16 protein-coding genes and 1 pseudogene are annotated in these 18,514 nt (G+C 72.9%); 7 read left to right on the plus strand and 10 right to left on the minus strand.

Annotated features, from left to right (window positions below; all coding sequences use genetic code 11):
- The first annotated feature begins 73 nt into the window (after window positions 1-73).
- Window positions 74-2,512, plus strand: a complete 2,439-nt coding sequence (locus F7R91_RS10035; protein WP_191971428.1) for a right-handed parallel beta-helix repeat-containing protein — start codon at window positions 74-76, stop codon at window positions 2,510-2,512.
- Here F7R91_RS10035 and F7R91_RS10040 read toward each other — a convergent pair.
- Window positions 2,482-4,884, minus strand: a complete 2,403-nt coding sequence (locus F7R91_RS10040; RefSeq protein ID WP_150946709.1) for a hypothetical protein — start codon at window positions 4,882-4,884, stop codon at window positions 2,482-2,484. The two genes, F7R91_RS10035 and F7R91_RS10040, sit on opposite strands and share 31 nt — an antisense overlap.
- 288 nt (window positions 4,885-5,172) lie before the next feature.
- On the opposite strand from F7R91_RS10040, the gene F7R91_RS10045 reads away from it, so the two are divergent.
- Together F7R91_RS10045 and F7R91_RS10050 are read left to right on the plus strand one after the other, a co-directional pair.
- Window positions 5,173-6,006 (plus strand): DeoR/GlpR family DNA-binding transcription regulator, encoded by an 834-nt coding sequence (locus F7R91_RS10045; RefSeq protein ID WP_150946711.1) that lies wholly within the window; start codon window positions 5,173-5,175, stop codon window positions 6,004-6,006.
- 111 nt (window positions 6,007-6,117) lie between these two features.
- The gene (locus tag F7R91_RS10050; RefSeq protein WP_150946713.1) at window positions 6,118-6,591 is read left to right on the plus strand and encodes an SRPBCC family protein; all 474 of its coding nucleotides are present in this window, start codon (window positions 6,118-6,120) and stop codon (window positions 6,589-6,591) included.
- Window position 6,592: 1 nt separating this feature from the next.
- Here F7R91_RS10050 and cds1 read toward each other — a convergent pair whose 3' ends face one another.
- A complete protein-coding gene (gene cds1, locus F7R91_RS10055) occupies window positions 6,593-7,717 on the minus strand; it encodes an L-cysteine desulfhydrase Cds1 (protein ID WP_150946715.1) in 1,125 nt (374 codons plus the stop codon).
- A gap of 282 nt (window positions 7,718-7,999) precedes the next feature.
- Here cds1 and F7R91_RS10060 point away from each other — a divergent pair, with 282 nt between their 5' ends.
- Window positions 8,000-8,323, plus strand: a complete 324-nt coding sequence (locus F7R91_RS10060; protein ID WP_150946717.1) for a hypothetical protein — start codon at window positions 8,000-8,002, stop codon at window positions 8,321-8,323.
- A 181-nt stretch (window positions 8,324-8,504) separates the two neighbouring features.
- Window positions 8,505-9,056 (plus strand): ATP-binding protein, encoded by a 552-nt coding sequence (locus F7R91_RS10065; RefSeq protein WP_150946718.1) that lies wholly within the window; start codon window positions 8,505-8,507, stop codon window positions 9,054-9,056.
- Window positions 9,057-9,183: 127 nt separating this feature from the next.
- Here the strand turns inward: F7R91_RS10065 and F7R91_RS10070 are convergent, their stop codons facing one another.
- From F7R91_RS10070 to F7R91_RS10080, 3 genes and pseudogenes are all read right to left on the minus strand, one after another.
- A complete protein-coding gene (locus F7R91_RS10070) occupies window positions 9,184-11,745 on the minus strand; it encodes an ABC transporter permease (protein ID WP_150946720.1) in 2,562 nt (853 codons plus the stop codon).
- Window positions 11,742-12,424: pseudogene (locus F7R91_RS10075) on the minus strand (ABC transporter ATP-binding protein). Before F7R91_RS10075 ends, F7R91_RS10070 begins: the two are co-directional and overlap by 4 nt.
- The gene (locus F7R91_RS10080; protein ID WP_150946722.1) at window positions 12,421-12,714 is read right to left on the minus strand and encodes an SHOCT domain-containing protein; all 294 of its coding nucleotides are present in this window, start codon (window positions 12,712-12,714) and stop codon (window positions 12,421-12,423) included. The pseudogene F7R91_RS10075 and the gene F7R91_RS10080 overlap by 4 nt, the downstream one beginning before the upstream one ends.
- Window positions 12,715-12,988: 274 nt before the next feature.
- Between F7R91_RS10080 and F7R91_RS10085 the strand changes: the two genes are divergently transcribed.
- Window positions 12,989-13,165: a DUF1272 domain-containing protein gene (locus tag F7R91_RS10085; protein ID WP_150946724.1), complete on the plus strand. Its 177-nt coding sequence runs from the start codon at window positions 12,989-12,991 to the stop codon at window positions 13,163-13,165.
- 10 nt (window positions 13,166-13,175) lie between these two features.
- Here the strand turns inward: F7R91_RS10085 and F7R91_RS10090 are convergent, their stop codons facing one another.
- The 4 genes from F7R91_RS10090 to F7R91_RS10105 are packed head-to-tail and all read right to left on the minus strand — an operon-like array spanning window position 13,176 to window position 16,321.
- Window positions 13,176-13,631, minus strand: a complete 456-nt coding sequence (locus F7R91_RS10090) for an RpiB/LacA/LacB family sugar-phosphate isomerase (RefSeq protein ID WP_150946726.1) — start codon at window positions 13,629-13,631, stop codon at window positions 13,176-13,178.
- A gap of 22 nt (window positions 13,632-13,653) precedes the next feature.
- On the minus strand, window positions 13,654-14,394 hold the full coding sequence (locus F7R91_RS10095) for an NUDIX domain-containing protein (protein ID WP_225320588.1): 741 nt from the start codon (window positions 14,392-14,394) through the stop codon (window positions 13,654-13,656).
- Window positions 14,387-15,631 carry an ROK family protein gene (locus F7R91_RS10100; RefSeq protein ID WP_150946728.1) on the minus strand — a complete coding sequence of 415 codons (1,245 nt, stop codon included), beginning with the start codon at window positions 15,629-15,631 and terminating at the stop codon, window positions 14,387-14,389. Before F7R91_RS10100 ends, F7R91_RS10095 begins: the two co-directional genes overlap by 8 nt.
- Before the next feature lie 48 nt (window positions 15,632-15,679).
- Window positions 15,680-16,321, minus strand: a complete 642-nt coding sequence (locus F7R91_RS10105; RefSeq protein ID WP_150946730.1) for an alpha-ketoglutarate-dependent dioxygenase AlkB family protein — start codon at window positions 16,319-16,321, stop codon at window positions 15,680-15,682.
- Between the two features lie 186 nt (window positions 16,322-16,507).
- On the opposite strand from F7R91_RS10105, the gene F7R91_RS10110 reads away from it, so the two are divergent.
- Window positions 16,508-17,641, plus strand: coding sequence for a methyltransferase (locus F7R91_RS10110; RefSeq protein ID WP_150946888.1), 1,134 nt, complete (start codon window positions 16,508-16,510; stop codon window positions 17,639-17,641).
- Here F7R91_RS10110 and F7R91_RS10115 read toward each other — a convergent pair whose 3' ends face one another.
- Entirely contained in the window at window positions 17,642-18,502 is an 861-nt protein-coding gene (locus F7R91_RS10115; protein ID WP_150946732.1) for a ketose-bisphosphate aldolase, read from the minus strand.
- Window positions 18,503-18,514: the final 12 nt, after the last annotated feature.

An 18,514-nucleotide genomic window follows, 5' to 3' on the forward strand; every position in this document is an offset into this window, starting at 1 on the left:
GCACGCTACCGTGGACCGGCCGAACCCCTTCGGCATCAACCCGCGTACCACGAGCTGGGGGCACAGCAACGCCATGGCACAGGGCACGGTCCAGGTGACGCACACCGGCACATCGCGGTGGCGCCGCCGCACAGGGGAGTACTCGTCGCTCGCCGCCGCCCTGGAGGCCGCGGCGGACGGTGACGTCCTCACCGTCGCCCCGGGCACGTACCGGGAGAACCTCGTCGTCCAGCGGGCGGTGACCCTGCGCGGCCCCGAGAACTCCCCCGGCTCCGTGCGCATCGCGCCCGCCGACGGAGTGCCGCTGACCGTGCGTGCCTCGGCGACGGTCCAGGACCTGCATGTGGAGGCCCAGGACGCTGCCGCTCCGGCCCTGCTGGTCGAGGAGGGCACGCCGGAACTCCTGGACGTGCGGGTCGTCACGCGCTCCGCGGCCGGGATCGAGGTGCGCGGCGGCGCCCGGCCGACCGTCCGGCGCTGCACCGTCGACAATCCGGCCGGCATCGGCATCGCCGTACTCGACGGCGGGAGCGGGGTGTTCGAGGAGTGCGAGGTCGTCGCGGCGGGCCAGTCGGGCGTCGCGGTGCGCGGCGGCGCGCACCCGCGCCTGGAGCGCTGCCGCATCCACCACACCTCGGGCGCGGGGCTGACGGCGACCGGTGAGAACTCCTCGCTGGAAGCGGTGGGTTGCGAGGTCTACGAGGTCCGCGGCAGCGGCGTCCAGGTCACCGGCCGGGCCACCGCCCATCTCACCGACTGCGATGTGCACCGCACCACCGCCGACGGCGTCACCCTGGACACGGACGCGGTCCTCACGCTCGCCGACTGCCGTATCCACGACATCCCGGAGAACGCGGTCGACCTGCGGTCGCGTTCGGTACTCACCCTGACCAGGACGACTGTGCGTCAGTTCGGGCGCAACGGGCTGTCGGTGTGGGATCCCGGCACGCGCGTGGACGCCAACCAGTGCGAGATCTTCGACAGCACCGGCGACTACCCCGCCGTCTGGGTCAGTGACGGCGCGACCGCGGTCCTCGACTCCTGCCGGGTGCACGACGTGCCGGACGCCCTGTTCGTCCTGGACCGCGGCTCGCGCGCGGACGTCGTCGACAGCGATCTCTCCCAGGTGCGCAACACGGCGGTGTCGGTGAGCGACGGCGCCACGGCGCAGCTCGACGACTGCCGCATCCGGGACGCGGCGACGGGCGCCTGGTTCCGCGACCACGGCAGCGGCGGCACCCTCAACAACTGCACCCTGACCGGGACACAGACCGGAGTGATCGTCACCAAGGGTGCGGACCCGACGATCGAGCGCTGCACGGTCGACGGTCCCGCCGAGGCGGGCTTCTATGTCTCGGCCGGCGGCCGCGGCAGCTTCCTGGGCTGCCGGGTGACGGGCAGCGGCGGGTACGGCTTCCATGTGCTCGACGGCTGCCGCTCGACGCTGAGAAAGTGCCGTACGGAGCGATGCGCGCGCGGCGGCTACGAGTTCGCGGAGGGCGGCCCGGACGGCGCGTCCGGTGCCGGTCCCGTGGTCGAGGAGTGCACGAGCGACGAGAGCGGGAGCCTGCGCCCGCCGACGGCGCGCGAGACGGCGGTGCAGACGACGTCCCAGTCCCCCGGTCTGCTCGGGGCGATCCCCGGGCAGCGCACCACCGAGCAGGAGCCGCTCGTCACGGCCGTCGAGCCGGAGAAGCCGGCGCGCACCTCGAAGGACGTCCTCGGTGAACTGGACGCGCTGGTGGGCCTGGACAGCGTCAAGCGCGAGGTGCGGGCGCTGACCGACATGATCGAGGTGGGGCGGCGCCGGCAGCAGGCCGGCCTCAAGGCGGCCTCGGTCAAGCGCCATCTGGTCTTCACCGGCTCCCCCGGCACCGGCAAGACGACGGTCGCGCGGCTGTACGGCGAGATCCTCGCCTCGCTCGGGGTGCTGGAGAAGGGCCATCTCGTCGAGGTGTCCCGCGTCGACCTGGTCGGCGAGCACATCGGCTCCACGGCGATCCGCACCCAGGAGGCCTTCGACCGGGCGCGCGGCGGTGTGCTGTTCATCGACGAGGCGTACGCGCTCTCGCCCGAGGACTCCGGCCGCGACTTCGGCAAGGAGGCCATCGACACGCTCGTGAAGCTGATGGAGGACCACCGGGACGCGGTCGTGGTGATCGTCGCGGGCTACACCGCGGAGATGGAGCGGTTCCTCTCCATCAACCCGGGTGTGGCGTCCCGTTTCTCACGGACCATCACGTTCAGCGACTACCGCCCGGAGGAACTGCTGCGGATCGTGGAGCAGCAGGCCGAGGAGCACGAGTACCGGCTGGCGCCGGGCGCCACGGAGGCCCTGCTGAAGTACTTCACCGCGATGCCCAAGGGCCCGGCGTTCGGCAACGGCCGCACCGCCCGCCAGACCTTCGAGGCGATGGTCGAACGCCACGCGGGCCGGGTCGCCCAGTTCGAGGAACCGAGCACGGACGATCTGACGCTGCTCTACGCGGAGGACCTGCCCGACTCGCCCTGAGCCTCGTCCTCCGGGTCCGCGCCGGGAGACGCGATGTCCGCGCCGGGAGAGACCCGGTGGCGCGGCCCCGGCACGGCGGGCCGCAGCCTGGCCAGCAGCCGTTCCCTCTCCCGGGCGAACGCGGGGTCCGCCTGGTAGGCGGAGTGGCCGAGGATCGGTGCGGGCAGCGGATGCCGCTGTGTGCGGCCGTACGCCAGCGGGTCCTCGAGGGGTTCGTGGTCCACCTCGGGGCCGCACGCGCCGGGCAGGCGGACGGGGCCGCCGATCGGGTCGGTGAGGCGGTACAGGTTGCGCCAGCAGTCGACCTCGTGGTGCAGGGAGCTGAGGGCCGCGGGGCCGAAGTGGGCCGGGAACCAGCGGCCGTAGAGACGCTCCAGCGGGGAGCCGTACGTCAGCAGCGCGACCCGCTTGCGGACCGACGGGGTCAGCTGCCAGGCCGCCGCGGCGGCCAGCACGCTGCCCTGCGAGTGCCCGGAGATGACGAGCCGTCCGCCGGTGGCCCGCGTCCAGGCCGCCATCCGCCAGGTCAGGTCGGGCACCGCCCGTTCGGCGTAGCAGGGCGGTGCGAAGGGATGGGCGGCGCGCGGCCAGAAGGTGCCGACGTCCCACAGGATGCCGATGGTGCGCCGCGCGGACGCGTCCTTGTACGCGCGCCGGCCCCAGGTGACGAACAGGACGAAGCCGAGTCCGATCAGCCAGGAGCCCAGCGCCTGCGCGGTCTCGGCGGCGCCGTGGACGAAGGCGGGCGCGTGCCGGGCGGCCTGAGCGGGTGCCCGTTCGGTGGTCAGGGCGCCCACGAGCGCTCCGGCGCCCAGCAGCAGGGTGGTGGTGGAGGTGACGGCGACGACGAGGGGACCACGGTCGGTGAGGGTGGCCATCGCACGGGTCCTTGCGATACGGCGGGTGCGACGGGTGTCCTCGGGCTCTTCCGGGTGGCCGCGTTCCACCGCGGCCCGCTCGGTGCGGGACAGGACCCAGGTGCGCCGTCCCAGCTCGCCGCAGAGCACCAGCAGCACGACGAGCAGCGGCGGGATCACGGACGCCTGCCAGGTCAGCAGGACCGGCGGGCCGGCGAGGGAGGCCCCGGAGCCGTCCAGCCAGTCGGACACCCGCTGCGACACCCCGCCGGACATCACCCCGCCCAGTGCGCAGGCCAGCATCGCCACCGCGGGCCCGCCGAGACCGTGCATCGCGGCACGGGTGTCGGGGCGGGTGCGGTGGAGCAGGTGGGCGGCCACGGCGAGGGCGATCACGAGCAGCCCCTGGACCAGGGCGATGCCGCCGAAGGTCATGTCGCCCGGCAGCCGTCCCGCCGATTGCCACCCCGGGCGCTCCCAGCCCGCGTACACCAGGGTGAGCAGCAGCAGGAGGACGGCGGCGAGCGGCAGCCGCCGTACGACATGGCGGTCGAGCTCCTGGTCGAGGCGGTTCTCGCTGCGGCCGCGGCGGCAGACCACCCACACCACGACGGCCACGCCGGCGACGAGCGCCGCCTGAAGGAGCCGGCCGAGTGCGTCGAGCAGCGCGGGACCGCCGGGGACGCGGTCGAAGCGGGCCGCCGCCGAGCCGACGGCGCCGGCGACCGTGAGCAGACCGGCGGCGGTGTGGGCGGCACGCAGCCGGGCGACCAGACGGCGCCCGTACCAGAAGCCGGGCCTGCCCAGGGCGGTGCGGCCGCTCTCCTCGTCGGGCTCGGGCCGGCGGGAGAGCGGCTGCTGGGACTCGTACGCGCTCCAGGTGCGGTGGGAGAGGTACCACAGCAGGCCGGTGAGCGCGGCCGGCACCAGGGCGGCGAGGGCGAGACGGCGGCCGGGGCGGCTCCACCAGCCGTCGTCCGAGAGCTCCGGCGACAGGAAGCCCAGCCAGGAGTGCCGCTCGGCGCACGCGCGCGTGCCCGCGCACTGCCAGGCGGTCAGATCGAGGGCGACCTCGCAGGCCGCGGCGACGAGCAGCACGGTCAGGGTCAGTCCCGCGAGCCGCACCAGCAGTCCGTACAGCCGGACCGTCCGCCCCCGGCCGCGCGCGGTGGGACGCATCCAGTGGGCCAGGTTGACCACCATGAACGGCAGTAAGAGCAGCCACAGCGCCCGGGCGCCGTTGCCGGAGGTCAGATTGCACCAGACGTACGCCTCGGGCACCGGTCCGCCGCGGCGGCCGTCCGGCGTGGACTCCGCGTCGACGTCGTCGGCGCGCCGGAAGACGGCCGCGGTGTCGTCGCCGGTGATCCGCACGGTGCGCGGATCGTCGAGCATCTTCTCCGGCGTGGTGCCGCCCACTCCGTGGACCAGGAGTTCCAGGGCGGCTCCGGCTTCCTGCGGCTGCGCGGCGGTGTCCGGTCCGCCCGCCGAGGCCTCTTCCCGCGCACGTTCCACTGTTCGCACATCCCCCGTGACGCTCCGTCGGCATCTGTTCGTGCGGCCAAAGGATCTCCGCTGGAGCGGTGCCGCACACCTCTCGTCACGGAATCTCCCCGATCCGTGTGACACGAGGGAAACGGAAGATGTCCTGGTGGCATGCGCGCGTCGGGACACTCGGTGACGCACCGCGTACCCTGCCGTGCGAGGATGGGACGCCCGCACACCGGGGCGAGGAAGAATGTCCTTGTCGGAGCGGGTGCGCAGGAGTGCCGGACGGTTTGAGGCGAAAGGACCGGAGCGTACGTGAGTGAGAATCAGAACCTCCTCGCGGAGCAGCGGCGCGCCCTGATCCTGGACGAGGTCCGGCGCCGTGGCGGCGTCCGTGTGAACGAGCTGACCCGCAAGCTCGGTGTGTCGGACATGACGGTCCGGCGCGATCTCGACGCTCTCGCCCGGCAGGGCGTCCTGGAGAAGGTGCACGGCGGCGCGGTTCCGGTGGTCGAGGCGAGCACGCACGAGCCGGGCTTCGAGGCCAAATCGGGGCTGGAGCTGACGGCCAAGGAGGACATCGCCCGGGCAGCGGCCGAGCTGGTCGCGCCGGGCAGCGCAATCGCCCTCTCGGGCGGTACGACGACCTACGCGCTGGCCCACCACCTCCTCGACGTGCCCGACCTCACCGTCGTCACCAACTCGGTGCGGGTGGCCGACGTCTTCCACGCGGCCCAGCGCACCTCGGGCCCGCGCCAGGGGGCGGCCACCGTCGTACTGACCGGCGGGGTGCGCACCCCGTCCGACTCGCTGGTGGGCCCGGTGGCCGACCAGGCGATCGCGGCGCTCCACTTCGATGTGCTGTTTCTCGGGGTGCACGGGATATCGGCCGAGGCCGGTCTGTCGACGCCGAACCTGGCGGAGGCCGAGACCAACCGGCGCCTCGTGCAGTCGGCTCGGCGGGTCGTGGTGGTCGCCGACCACACCAAGTGGGGGACGGTGGGCCTGAGTTCGTTCGCGGCGCTGGAGCAGGTCGACACGCTGGTGACGGATGCCGGGCTGCCGGCCGGGGTGCGCGCGGAGATCGCCGAGCATCTGCGGCTCGTGGTGGCGGGCGAGCCCGATGAGGACCAGGACGCAGACAGCTGACTGACCGTCAGCTAGGGTGACGGGACGCGGGGCGCTGCGCCGCCGCGCCCGTTCTGCCCGTCCTGCCCGGCCTGCCGCCTCCCGCCGGGATGCCTCGAGGGAGTTTCGTCCATGGCTCGCCGACTGCGTCCGGTGGGAATCGAGTTCGTCGAGACCGCTCCCGTACGTCTCGTCTTCGCCCGGGAGATCTCCGCACCCCCTGGGGCCGTCTTCCACGCGCTCGCCGAGGACGTGGCCGGCTGGGCCGGGTGGTTCTCGGCGGTGACGCTCGCCCGGCCCGTCGACGACGGTGCCCGGCGCGAGATCCGTCTCAGGGGCGGCACCCGGTTCGAGGAGAGCGTCCTCGTGGCGACATCACCGGAGGTCTACGCCTACCGCGTGGACGTGACCAACGCGCCGGGCCTGCGTGCGCTCGTCGAGGAGTGGCGGCTCACCGCGGCGGGCACCGGCACACGGGTTCAGTGGACCTTCGCGGCCGATGGGACGCCGCCGCTGCGGCTCGCCCTCCGGCTCGCGCGCGCAGGCCTCGGCCTGGCATTCCGGGACGCGGTGACGACGCTGGACCGGCGGCTGGCCGCACGCTGACTCAGTCGGGCCAGATCCCCGTCTCGAGCAGCGTCTCGATCGCCGCCGTGTACGGGGCAACGTCCAGACCCTGCTCGGCGAGCCAGGCGTCCGAGTAGTACTTGTCGAGATACCGGTCCCCCGGGTCGCACAGCAGCGTCACCACGCTCCCCTGGCGCCCCTCGGCCACCATCTCCGCGACGATCTTCAGCGCGCTCCACAGCCCGGTGCCCGTGGAACCGCCCGCCTTGCGCCCGATCGCCTGCTCCAGCGCCCGCACCGCGGCGACGCTGGCCGCGTCCGGCACCTTCATCATGCGGTCGACGGCCCCGGGCACGAAGCTCGGTTCCATACGCGGCCGGCCGATGCCCTCGATACGCGATCCGCAGTCGCACGTGACGTCCGGATCACCGGTGGTCCAGCCCTCGAAGAAGCAGGAGTTCTCCGGATCGGCGACACAGATCCGGGTGTCGTGCTGCGTGTAGTGGACGTAGCGCGCGATGGTCGCCGAGGTGCCGCCGGTACCGGCCGTGGCGACGATCCACGCCGGCTCCGGAAACCGCTCCAACTCCAGTTGCCGGAAGATGGATTCGGCGATGTTGTTGTTGCCGCGCCAGTCCGTGGCACGTTCGGCGTAGGTGAACTGGTCCATGTAGTGGCCGCCGGTGTCCGTCGCGAGGGCGGCGGAGGCCTCGTACATGGTGCGCGGGTCGTCCACGAAGTGGCACTGCCCGCCGTGGAACTCGATGAGACGGCACTTCTCGGCGCTGGTCGTACGCGGCATGACGGCGATGAAGGGCACGCCGATCAGCTTCGCGAAGTACGCCTCGGACACGGCGGTGGAGCCGCTGGACGCCTCGATCACCGGACGGCCCGGCCGGATCCAGCCGTTGCACAGACCGTAGAGGAACAGGGAGCGGGCGAGCCGGTGCTTGAGGCTGCCCGTCGGATGGGTCGACTCGTCCTTCAGATAGAGGTCGATGCCCCACTTCTCCGGCAGCGGGAAGCGCAGCAGATGCGTGTCCGCCGAGCGGTTGGCGTCGGCCTGGACCTTGCGGACGGCCTCTTTCAGCCAGCGGCGGTAGGCGGCGTCACTGTGGTCGACGTCGAGGGTGGCGCCGGTCCGGATCTGTTGAGGGGTACTCACGGCGGGCTCCTTATGCTTCGCGCCGACGGCGCGCGGGGGCGGCCGACGCACCGATCATAGACAGCATCCGCACGCTTCTCACCTGCATAAACACGCCTTTGAGCGTCTCAAAGACCACCCTGGGTCAAGGGGTGCGCGGCCATGGGGGCGCATTCGCGCGAATGCTCCGGCCGACGTCGCCGGGTGAGCGGGCGTACTGGTGCTCGACCACGTCCGCGGGCAGACTTCGCGACGGGACGAAGGTCCAGTACACCGACGCGCAGCACAAGGGGGCGGGGTGGCATGGCGGAGCCGGAGTTCACGGCCACGGGCGTGCGGATCGGGAAACGGCTGCGTTCGCTCACCCGGGCCGGGCAGGTCCGGATCAGCGGCGGCAGGCTGGAGTTGCTCACCAGCTACGGCAGGGAGATCGACAGCGCGCCGGTGCAGACGGTCCGTGCCTCCAGGCCGTGGTTCGCCGCCGACGACCAGGCCCTGGCGGACCTCAACGGCACGCGCTACCTGCTCACCCTCGGCGATCACGACCCGGCTCCGGGCGAGCCGGGCCCGCCCACGGCACGCCGGTTCATCGAGGCCGTACGCCGGGCGGCCGGGCGCGGTGGCTGACCAACGAGTTGCGGGGTTTTAACCCTTGCGTCACGCTGTTCTCACGTCACTCTGGGTTTACCGGCGATTACGCTGCGAACCAGCTCGCCGGGCACGACAGCAGGCGGCCGTCTTTCGCAAGCATCCTGCTGGATCCGTACTCCGTGTTCTTCCGGACCTCTTCAGTCGGGGAGTCGCAGCCGTGATCAGTCACCCAAGCAGGCACTGCGCGGTGGAGCTCCAAGCCCTGCCGTCGCGGATCGGCCAGGTCCGCAGAATCGTATCGGCGCAGTTGCGCTACTGGCATCTGGATCCTCTGATCGACCGGGCCGCGCTCGGTGTGACGGAGCTGTTGACCAACGTCCACCGGCATGCCCAGCCCGACAAGACGTGCACCGTGGAGATCGAGCTGCTGCTCGACCGCCTCATGGTGTCGGTACGCGACCACGACCCGCGTCTGCCGGTCGTGGACGGCGCGAGCGCCGGAGAAGACGACGACTCGCTCTCCACCGGCGGGCGCGGGCTCGCGATGGTCGCGGCGGTCAGCGAGAGCTGGGGCGTACGGCCGGACGGCGAGGCCGGCAAGGTCGTCTGGTTCACGCTGCCGACGCCCTCCGCCGTGCGGGCGGCGGCCACGCGGCCACCACGGCGCACGGTGGCGGACAAGCCGGTACGGCGGTTTGCGGAAGTCGAGCATGCGGTGGATCTGCGGAGGCCTGAGGGGACTCCGGCCCGGTTCACCGTGGCTGGCTGAACGGGTCGTTGCTGCTTGAACGGGTCGTTCGCCTTCGGGGGGCGCCTCACTCCCGGCCGGCGCGTCGGACCAGCTGATGTTGGTGGGCCCCTGCCGTTGGCTTTGGTGGCCTTCCTGCTGGCCTGGGTCACTCTGTGGCGACTGCCCTCAGTACGTCCAGGCGTGCCGCGCGTCGAGCGGGGCGCAGGCCCGCCAGGGCTCCTGCGGTCAGGCCCACCAGCGCCACCACGGTGAGCTGGAGGGGTGGCATCGCGAAGGCGAAGACGCTGTCGCTCGCCCCGTCGGAGGCCTCGACCAGCACCCAGCCGAGGAAGGCGCCGAGGCCGAGCCCGCCGACCGTGCCGAAGGCGGCTACCAGGACCGACTCCCAGCGGACCATGGCCCGCAGCTGGGACCGGGTCTGTCCGACGGCCCTGAGCAGGCCCAGTTCCCGGGTGCGTTCGTGGATCGCCAGCGTCAGCGTGTTGGCGATGCCGAGCAGGGCGATGAGCACGGCGAGGGCGAGCAGGGCGTAGACGAGGGTCAGCATCATGTCGATGCCGGCGGCCGAGGACTGCGCGTACTCGTCCCGGGTCTGCACCTCCGGATTGCCGTATCGCGCCGCAACCTTCTGCACCGCGGCCTTGCCCTCGTCGGTGCCGACGCCGTCCTCGAAGGACACGGCGAGGAGGGTGTCGGAGTCCTGGGTGCGATGCGGGGCCCAGGCGGCGCGGGTGATGACGTAGTCGCCGGCGAGTTCGGACCGGTCGTATACGGCACGGACGGTGAAGGCCTCCCGCCGGCCGTCGGTGAAGGCGAGCCGGGTCGTGTCACCCGTCGTCAGGCCCAGCCTGTCCGCCTCCTTCTCGGTGAGGGCGAGGCCGTCGGTGCCGAGGGCGCTCAGGGAACCCCGGACCTCGCCGAGGTCGAAGGTGCGCTCCAGCGCGACCGGATCGGTGACGGTCAGCGCCCGTCCCCTGCCGTCGACTTCGGCGACTCCGCGGCCGAGGCCGACGGCGGTGTCGACCTGCGGCAGCTGCTGGACCGCCGCGGCGAGCCGGGGGCTCAGTCCGCTGCCGCCCGCGCCGAAGGAGGGGGTGCTCACCGCGACGTCGCCCGCGAAGGACCGTGACACGGTCTGGTCCATGGTCGCCTTCAGGGAGGCGCCGAACACGGTGAACAGCGAGACCACGGCCACGCCGATCATCAGGGCGCCGGCGGTGGCGGCCGTCCGCTTCGGGCTGCGCAGGGCGTTGCGCCGGGCGAGCCCGCCGGTGACGCCGCGCAGCCTGTCGAGGGGGCCGCCGAGGATCCGTACGGCCGTGGAGGAGGCGACCGGACCGAGGACCACGAACGAGGCGAGGGCGAGCACGGCGCCGAGTCCCGCCAGCCACAGGGACGGTGACACCACAACGCCGGTGAGCGTCACGGCGACCGCGAGGGCGGCCAGTCCCATGCCGGTGACCGCGCGCAGGCGGGAGGCGCCGGACTGGTCGACGGCCGTCTCGCGCAGGGCGGCGAGCGGGGCGGTGCGGCCGGCGCGTACGGCGGGCAGCAGCGCGGAGCCCAGACAGACCACGACGCCGACCGCCGACGGCAGCAGCATGGACAGACCGCTGATCACCAAGTCGCCCTCGGGGAACGGGAATCCGATCGCAGGGAACAGTGCCTGCAGCCCGGCCGCGATGCCGATGCCGCCTGCCAGGCCGGCCACCGACGCGGTGACAGCGACGGCGCCCGCCTCGACGAGGGTGAAGGCGGTGACCTGGCGGCGGGAGGCGCCGAGCGCGCGCAACAGGGCGTTCTCACGGGTGCGCTGGGCCACGACGATCGCGAAGGTGTTGTGGATGGAGAAGGTCGCGACCAGCAGGGCGATGCCGGAGAACACCAGCAGGAAAGTGGTGAAGAGGGTCAGGAACTGGCTGGAGATCATGTCGGTGTTCTCCTGGGCCGACTCCTGACCGGTGATGGCCTCGACCCCCTTGGGCAGCACCGGAGTCAGCCGGTCGACCAGTTCCTGCTGGCCGACGCCCGGCCCGGCGCGGACTCGGATGCTCGCCGCCTGGCCCGCGCGGGCGGTCAGGTACTTCTCCGCGTCCGCCCGGGTCATGCCGGTGAAGGTCACCTGCGCCATCCCGTCCTCGCCGCCGAAGGTTGCGAGGCCCATGATCGTCACCTTGACGGGGTCGGGTGTGCGCAGGGTCGTCGTGTCGCCGATCTTCAGATCGCCCTTCTTCGCGGCACCGCGGTTGACGACGACCTCGCCGGACTTCAGCGGGGCGCGGCCCTCGGCGAGGCGGTAGGCGTTCAGTTTCGGGTCGGTGATCCAGTTGCCGGCGAGGGTGGGCGGGCCCTGACCGCCGATGGGTTTGCCGTCGGCTGCGACCAGTTGGCCCGCGCCCTGGATGTCGGGCTCGGCGGCGGCGACGCCCGGGACCCGCCGGACGGTGCCGGCCAGGTCCGTGTCGACCGGCTGCCGTACGCCCTGGCTCTCGCCGGGTGCGGTGATGGCGTCGGCGCTGCGGACGACGGCGTCCGTGCCGCTGGTCGCGGCGCCGAACATGGTGTCGAAACTGGCGCGCAGCGTGTCGCCCATCACGAGGGTCCCGGCGAGGAACGCGACTCCGAGGAACGCCGCGAGGAAGGTCCCGGCGAAGCGCCGCTTGTGGGCCCGCAGGCAGGACGCGCTCAGGCGTACGGAGGCGGTCATGAGGGCACCTCGAAGGCTTTCATGCGGTCCAGGACCGTGTCGGCGGTCGGGGAGGTCATGCGGTCGACGAGCCGGCCGTCGGCGAGGAAGACGACCTCGTCGGCGTGGGCGGCGGCGACCGGGTCATGGGTGACCATGACGACCGTGCGGTTCGTCTGCCGCACGGCCCGGCCGAGGAGTGCGAGGACCTCTCCGCCCGAGCGGGAGTCGAGGTTGCCGGTCGGTTCGTCGGCGAAGACGACGTCCGGCCGGCCGGCGAACGCCCGCGCCACGGCGACGCGTTGCTGCTGGCCGCCGGAGAGTTCGGCGGGCCGGTGGTGGAGCCGGTCGCGCAGCCCCACGACGTCGACGAGCGCGTCGATCCACTCCGGGTCCCCTGTGCTCCCCGCGAGGTCGAGGGGCAGCGTGATGTTCTCCGCGACGGTCAGCGTCGGCACCAGGTTGTACGCCTGGAACACGAAGCCGACGCGGTGCCCGAGGTGAGCGTGTCGAGGCCGGCCGCGCAGTGCATCAGGGTGGACTTGCCGGAACCCGAGGGCCCCATGATCGCGGTGAAGCGGCCGGCCGGGAAGTCGACGCTCACTCCGTCGAGGGCCCGTACGGCGGTGCCGCCGGTTCCGTACACCTTCACGGCGTCGACGACCCGGGCGGCCGTCCGTACGTCGGTCGTGGTCGTCATACCGCACCGCCCTTGCCGACGGTACGGCCGAACTGCTCGTCCAGGACGGACAGCCGGCGCCAGTACTCGTCCTCGTCGATCTCGCCGGAGGCGAAGCGGCGCGCCAGCACGGCGAGGGGCGAGTCGCCGGACGGACGGGGACCGGCCGCCGCGCGCCACGGTCCGCCGCGGCCGCGCCAGACCGTGCGGCGCAGGACGGTCAGGACTCCGATGACGACGGCCGCCCAGATCAGCGGGAAGAACAGGATCCACGGGCCGGGGCCGCCGTCCCAGTGCGCCAGGGTCTGCATCTCGGGTCATCTCCCAGGTCGTTCGGTGTGCGGGTGATGTCACGAGACTCGCGCGGAGGAGGGGTCCGGGTCGTCGTACGGTCAGCGGCAGTGCGTGTACCTCCCGGGGAGTACGTGGGCTCCCGTCGGCTGCTCCCGCGAGGTGCGGGCGTCGGCGGGAGCCGTGGCCCGATCGTGTCGATCTTTGACCCGGCGAAGGCTTTCGGTCGCCGCGGGCGAGCGGAGGATCGAGGTGTGACGGGCGAGGGGCCCGGCCCGAGGAGAGGACGACAGCATGGCGCTGGAGATGCGCGACCACTGTGAGCGCTGCAGGACGGCGGCGCTGCCGCCCGATGCCCCGGCCCGCATCTGCTCGTACGAGTGCACCTTCTGCGTGCCGTGCAGCGCGTCGATGCGCGATGTCTGCCCCAACTGCGGCGGCGAGTTGGTCGCCAGACCGCGGCGCGGCTGACGGGCGGTGGCTAGGAGGCGTTTCTGCCGAGGTCCAGGCGTTCCACGTGGGCCACGTTCTCCCGGTCCTCGGTGTCCTCGCCGGCCTCGGCGGCGAACCAGGCGTCGAGGATCTCCTTCAGCAGCGGTTCGGACGTCAGCCGCAGGCTGAGGGCCAGCACATTGGCGTCGTTCCAGCGCCGGGCGCCGTCCGCCGTGTACGCGTCCGTGCACAGGGCCGCGCGTACGCCCGGCACCTTGTTCGCGGCGATCGAGGCGCCCGTGCCGGTCCAGCAGCACACGACCGCCTGGTCCGCCGTACCGGCGGCGACCTCACGGGCCGCGGTCTCCGAGCAGACGGCCCATCGGGGGTCGTCGCCGGGGTTCAGCGCCCCGTGCGTGGCCACCTCGTGGCCGCGGTCCCTCAGCTCGGCGACGAGGGAGCGGGCCATGGGTTCGTCCATGTCGGAGGAGACGGAGATCCGCATGCTCCGAGCCTACTCGGGGCGCTCAGGCGGTCGTGTGCCGGCTGACGACGGGTTCCAGGTAGGCCACGTGCGGACCGGCGAGGCCCGTCAGCTCGGCCGGGGAGCCGATCAGGACGATCCGGTCGAACTCCGGGTCGCGTCCCAGGGCCGTCTCCGTGGCCGCCAGCGCCGCGAACCGTTCACGCACCACGGAGGCAGGCCTGCTCGGGGCGAGGTAGTGGATGCCCACCTGTCCGCTCTCCGCGTGCGTGACCAGACACAGGGTGAGCTCTTCGGGCGGTGTGTCGAGGCCCGTCTCCTCGGCCAGTTCCACGGCGGCATGACGGCGCAGCGCGGCCTCGTCGAGGGGCTCGTGGCCGACGGGCGGTTCGACGGATCCGCCGGGCAGCTGCCAGCGGCCGGGGGCGGCGGTGGACGACGACATCCGCCCGACCAGCACCCGTCCGTCGTCGGCGGGCTGCACCACGCTCACGAAGAGGGAGCGCAGGGGGGTGGCGCCCGGCACCCGGCGCAGGGCGAAGTGCCGGTAGGTCGTCCGGGACCAGGAGACGAGCAGATCGCCCGGCCCTTCCCGGTCCAGCCCTGCACAGACCGCCACGGGTCCGTCGAAGAGGCTCGGGTTGGCCTCGACCGCCTCGTCCCACGCCCGGTTCATCGCCGCGCGCTCCTCGGGCGACACCGGTGGTGCGGCAACCTCGACGAGACGGAGCCGTTCGGCCTCCAGCAGGTCGACGTCCCCGGTCCCGGACGGCCGTTCAGTCACCGGACAGCGCCCCCAGCGGGTCGTCGAGCACCGGCTGCCACGCCAACTCGGCTGCCCCGACGAGGCTGTTGTGGTCGAGGGTGCACGCCAGGATGGGGACGCCGCCGCTCTGCCCCCACAGGCTGCGGTCGGCGACGACCGCGCGCAGACGGTCCGGGTCGGCCTCCAGGAGGGTGCGGTGCAGTCCGCCGAGGATGATGCGGTCGGGGTTAAGGATGTTCACCAGACCGGCGAGTCCGAGGCCGAGCCGGTCGATCAGGGCCTCGGCGGCCATGCGGACGGCAGGGTCGTCGTAGTGGTGGTGGATGAGGTCGTTGGCCTGCTTCAGCAGCGACATCTCGGGGCCCGGGTCGCGTCCGGCCGTCGTCAGCAGCGCCAGCGGGTCGGCCTCGACATCGAGGCAGCCGCGGCCGCCGCAGTGGCAGGGGCGGCCCTCGGGATTGACGGTGAGGTGGCCGACTTCGAGGGCCAGGCCCGAACTGCCCGTGTGCAGGCGCCCGTCGAGGACCAGCGCACCGCCGACACCCCGGTGCCCGGTGGCCACGCACAGCAGGTCCCGGGCACCGCGGCCGGCGCCGTGCCGGTGCTCGGCGAGCGCGGCCAGGTTGACATCGTTGGCGGCGAACGCCGGTCCGGTGATCCCGGCCGCACGGACGCACTCCGCGAAGGTGCGCCGCACGGGGGCGCCCACCGGCCAGGCCAGGTGCAGCGGGTTCAGGGCCAGTCCGTCGGGTTCGGCGACGGCGGACGGCACGGCGAGCCCGGCGCCCACGCAGCGCCGCCCGGTCGACCGCAGCAGATCGGCGCCCGCCTCCACGACGGAGCCGAGGACCTTCGACGGGTCCTCGTCGACGGTCTCGCAGCCGGGTGCGGTGGCGACGATCCGGCCGCCCAGACCGACCAGCGCGGCCCGGAACCCGTCGGCGTGCACCTGCGCGGCGAGCACGACGGGGCCGTCCTCGGCGACCGCCAGCCGGTGCGAGGGCCGGCCCTGCGAACCGGCGGCCGCGCCCGGCCGGGCGTCCACCCGGATCAGTCCGAGCGCCTCCAGTTCGGCGGCCACCGCGCCGGCCGTGGCCCGTGTCACCCCGAGCTCGGCGGTGAGCACGGCGCGGGTCGGCGCACGTCCGGTGTGCACGAGCTCCAACGCGGGTCCGAGCGCGCCGCGCCCCCGGTCCAGCCGCGTCCTCGAGGTGGTCCCTTCCCCCGTCGGCCGGGGGTCCGCCGTGCCGCTCATGATGGCGAGTCTCCCATGATCCGCAGTTCCGTCGTCCGCCGCCACGGTCTACAGACCGCTGACGCGCAGCGTGATGTTCAGCCGCCCGGTCAGCCCCAACTCGGCCGGTGCGGTGCCCGGATGCACCCGCGGCACCCCGTGGTGGGCGAGCCGGGAGGCTCCCCCGAACACGAACAGATCTCCGCTGCGCAGCTCGATGTCGGTGTACGGCCGGGTGCGCGTCTGCGTGTTGCCGAAGCGGAAGACGCAGGTGTCGCCAAGGCTCAGGGACACCACCGGGGCGTCGGACTTCTCGTCGCTGTCGCGGTGCATGCCCATGTGGGCGTCACCGTCGTAGAAATTGATCAGTGCGGTGTCGTACGGGGGTGTCGCGGCCCCGAGCGCATCGGTGACCGCCTGCTCGGCCAGGGCGCCGAGCCACCGGGGGAAGGGTTTCACGGGTGCGCCGTCGCCGTCGACGACGGTGCGGGCGTAGGCGTACGGGTACCAGTGCCGGCCCAGACAGACCTGGCGGGCGGTCATCGTGCCGCCGCCGGGTGTGCGGACCGTGCGCAGTCCGGCCGGCGGGCGGGCCCACTCCCGGCACGCGTCCAGCAGCTCCCGCTGCCGTACGGCGTCCAGCCAGTCCGGCAGATGCACCGCCCCCGGCGCGATCTGGGTGCGCCTCCTGGGGAACAGCTCGGCGTCCATGCTTCCCATCCTGCCCGACCGGTCCTGAGCTGCGGCTCGGTCGGGACCTGTCCGGCGGATCAGGTCGCGGGGAGGCAAACGGAGCCCGATCGGCGCAGGTGGGCGGGGTGTGGTGCGTGCAGCTGCAAGGTGGAGGAGCATGATCCGCCGGACAGGCCCTAGCCTTGACGCACGATGAACGACCGTATGACGACGCCCTGGGGCGAGCTCGCACTGACCCGCTTCCCCGAGGACCCGCGTGACCGGCTGCGTGCCTGGGACGCGTCCGACGCGTATCTGCTCAGGCACCTGGCCGACGAGAAGGTCCCCCTGTCCGGCACGGTCGTGGTCGTCGGGGACCGCTGGGGCGCCCTGGCCTGTGCGCTGGCGGAGCACCGGCCGGTGCAGATCACCGACTCGTTCCTCACGCAGGAGGCGACGAGGGCGAACCTGGCGCGGGCCGGAGTCGAGACCGGTGCGGTGCAGCTGCTCACCACCCAGGACCCTCCGCCCGCGCGGGTCGACGTCCTGCTGGTCAGGGTGCCGAAGAGCCTGGCGCTCCTCGAGGACCAGCTGCTGCGGCTGGCGCCCGCGGTCCATGAGGGCACGGTCGTCGTCGGCACCGGGATGGTGAAGGAGATCCACACCTCGACGCTCCAGCTGTTCGAGCGGATCCTCGGGCCGACCCGCACGTCGCTCGCCGAGAAGAAGGCCCGGCTGATCTTCTGCACCCCGGACCCCGCCCTGGAGCGGGCTGCGGGCCCATGGCCGTACAGCTACACGCTGCCGGACGGCATCGGCCCGGTCTCGGGGCGCACCGTCGTCAACCACGCGGGCGTGTTCTGCGCGGACCGCCTCGACATCGGCACCCGGTTCTTCCTGGGGCATCTGCCGGCCGGCGGGGGGTTCCGGCGCGTGGTGGACCTGGGCTGCGGCAACGGGGTCGTCGGTACGGCGATGGCGGTCGCCGACCCCGACTGCGAGGTGCTGTTCGTCGACGAGTCGTTCCAGGCCGTGGCCTCGGCGGAGGCGACGTACAAGGCGAACGGCGTGCCCGGTCACGCCGAGTTCCGGGTCGGGGACGGGCTGGCCGGGGTTCCGGCCGGCAGCGTCGACCTCGTGCTCAGCAATCCGCCGTTCCACTCGCACCAGGCGACGACCGACACGACGGCGTGGCGGATGTTCACCGGGGCGAAGCGGGTGCTGCGGCCCGGGGGCGAGCTGTGGGTGATCGGCAACCGGCACCTCGGCTACCACGTGAAGCTGCGCCGGCTGTTCGGCAACAGCCGGCTGGTGGCGAGCGACCCGAAGTTCGTGGTGCTGAAGGCCGTCAAGAGGTGATCAGGGCGCGGGCCGGGCGAGGGTCCGGATGATCCCGGTGACCGCCCCCACCATCGCCTCCCGTCCCGCGCTCAGATACAGGCGCGGGTCGACCGCCTCGGGGCGGGCGGTGAGGAACTCCCGGACGGCGCCGGTCAGGGCGATGTTGAGGGCGGTGCCGAAGTTCACCTTGGTGATGCCGCCCGCGACGGCCGCGACCAGTTCGCCGTCCGGCACTCCGGAGGAGCCGTGCAGGACAAGCGGTACGTCCAGTGCCGCGGCGAGCCGTTCGAGCAGGCCGTGGTCGAGGGTGGCGGTGCGGGTGGTCATGGCGTGGCTGCTGCCGATGGCGACGGCGAGGGCGTCCACCCCGGAGTCCGCGACGAAGGCCCGGGCCTCGGCGGGGTCGGTGCGGGCTCCGGAGGCGTGGGCGTCGAGCGGCGGCCGGCCGTGCTTGCCGCCCACCTGACCCAACTCGGCCTCGATCCACAGTCCTTGGGCGTGCGCCCAGTCGGCGGCGTTCCGGGTCGCGGCGAGGTTCTCCGCGTACGGTAGTCGTGAGGCGTCGTACATCACGGAGCTGAACCCGGCGTCCGCTGTCTGCCGCAGCAGGACGTCGCTCTGCACATGGTCGAGGTGCAACGCGACCGGGACGGCGGCCTGTTCGGCCGCCGCCACGGCCGCGCGGGCGAGCGGCAGCATCCGTCCGTGGCGGAACTTGACGGCGTTCTGGCTGACTTGGAGGACGACGGGGGCACCCGCTGCTTCGGCACCGGCGACGACGGCCTCGATGTGTTCCAGGGTGATGATGTTGAAGGCGGCGACGGCGGAACGCGCCGCGGCGGCACGGGTGACGAGTTCACCGGTGGTCACGAGGGGCACGGCTGTCCCTTC

Source organism: Streptomyces luteolifulvus (assembly GCF_008806595.1).
Classification (GTDB): Bacteria; Actinomycetota; Actinomycetes; order Streptomycetales; family Streptomycetaceae; genus Streptomyces; species Streptomyces luteolifulvus.

What these genes read in the sequence shown, in the direction of transcription:
- F7R91_RS10035 (WP_191971428.1), top strand. Translation starts at nt 74, where the DNA reads ATGGCACAGGGCACGGTCCAGGTGACGCACACCGGCACATCGCGGTGG.
- F7R91_RS10050 (WP_150946713.1), top strand. Translation starts at nt 6,118, where the DNA reads ATGGCTCGCCGACTGCGTCCGGTGGGAATCGAGTTCGTCGAGACCGCT.
- F7R91_RS10060 (WP_150946717.1), top strand. Translation starts at nt 8,000, where the DNA reads ATGGCGGAGCCGGAGTTCACGGCCACGGGCGTGCGGATCGGGAAACGG.
- F7R91_RS10070 (WP_150946720.1), bottom strand. Translation starts at nt 11,745, where the DNA reads ATGACCGCCTCCGTACGCCTGAGCGCGTCCTGCCTGCGGGCCCACAAG.
- F7R91_RS10080 (WP_150946722.1), bottom strand. Translation starts at nt 12,714, where the DNA reads ATGCAGACCCTGGCGCACTGGGACGGCGGCCCCGGCCCGTGGATCCTG.
- F7R91_RS10085 (WP_150946724.1), top strand. Translation starts at nt 12,989, where the DNA reads ATGGCGCTGGAGATGCGCGACCACTGTGAGCGCTGCAGGACGGCGGCG.
- F7R91_RS10090 (WP_150946726.1), bottom strand. Translation starts at nt 13,631, where the DNA reads ATGCGGATCTCCGTCTCCTCCGACATGGACGAACCCATGGCCCGCTCC.
- F7R91_RS10100 (WP_150946728.1), bottom strand. Translation starts at nt 15,631, where the DNA reads ATGAGCGGCACGGCGGACCCCCGGCCGACGGGGGAAGGGACCACCTCG.
- F7R91_RS10105 (WP_150946730.1), bottom strand. Translation starts at nt 16,321, where the DNA reads ATGGACGCCGAGCTGTTCCCCAGGAGGCGCACCCAGATCGCGCCGGGG.
- F7R91_RS10110 (WP_150946888.1), top strand. Translation starts at nt 16,508, where the DNA reads ATGACGACGCCCTGGGGCGAGCTCGCACTGACCCGCTTCCCCGAGGAC.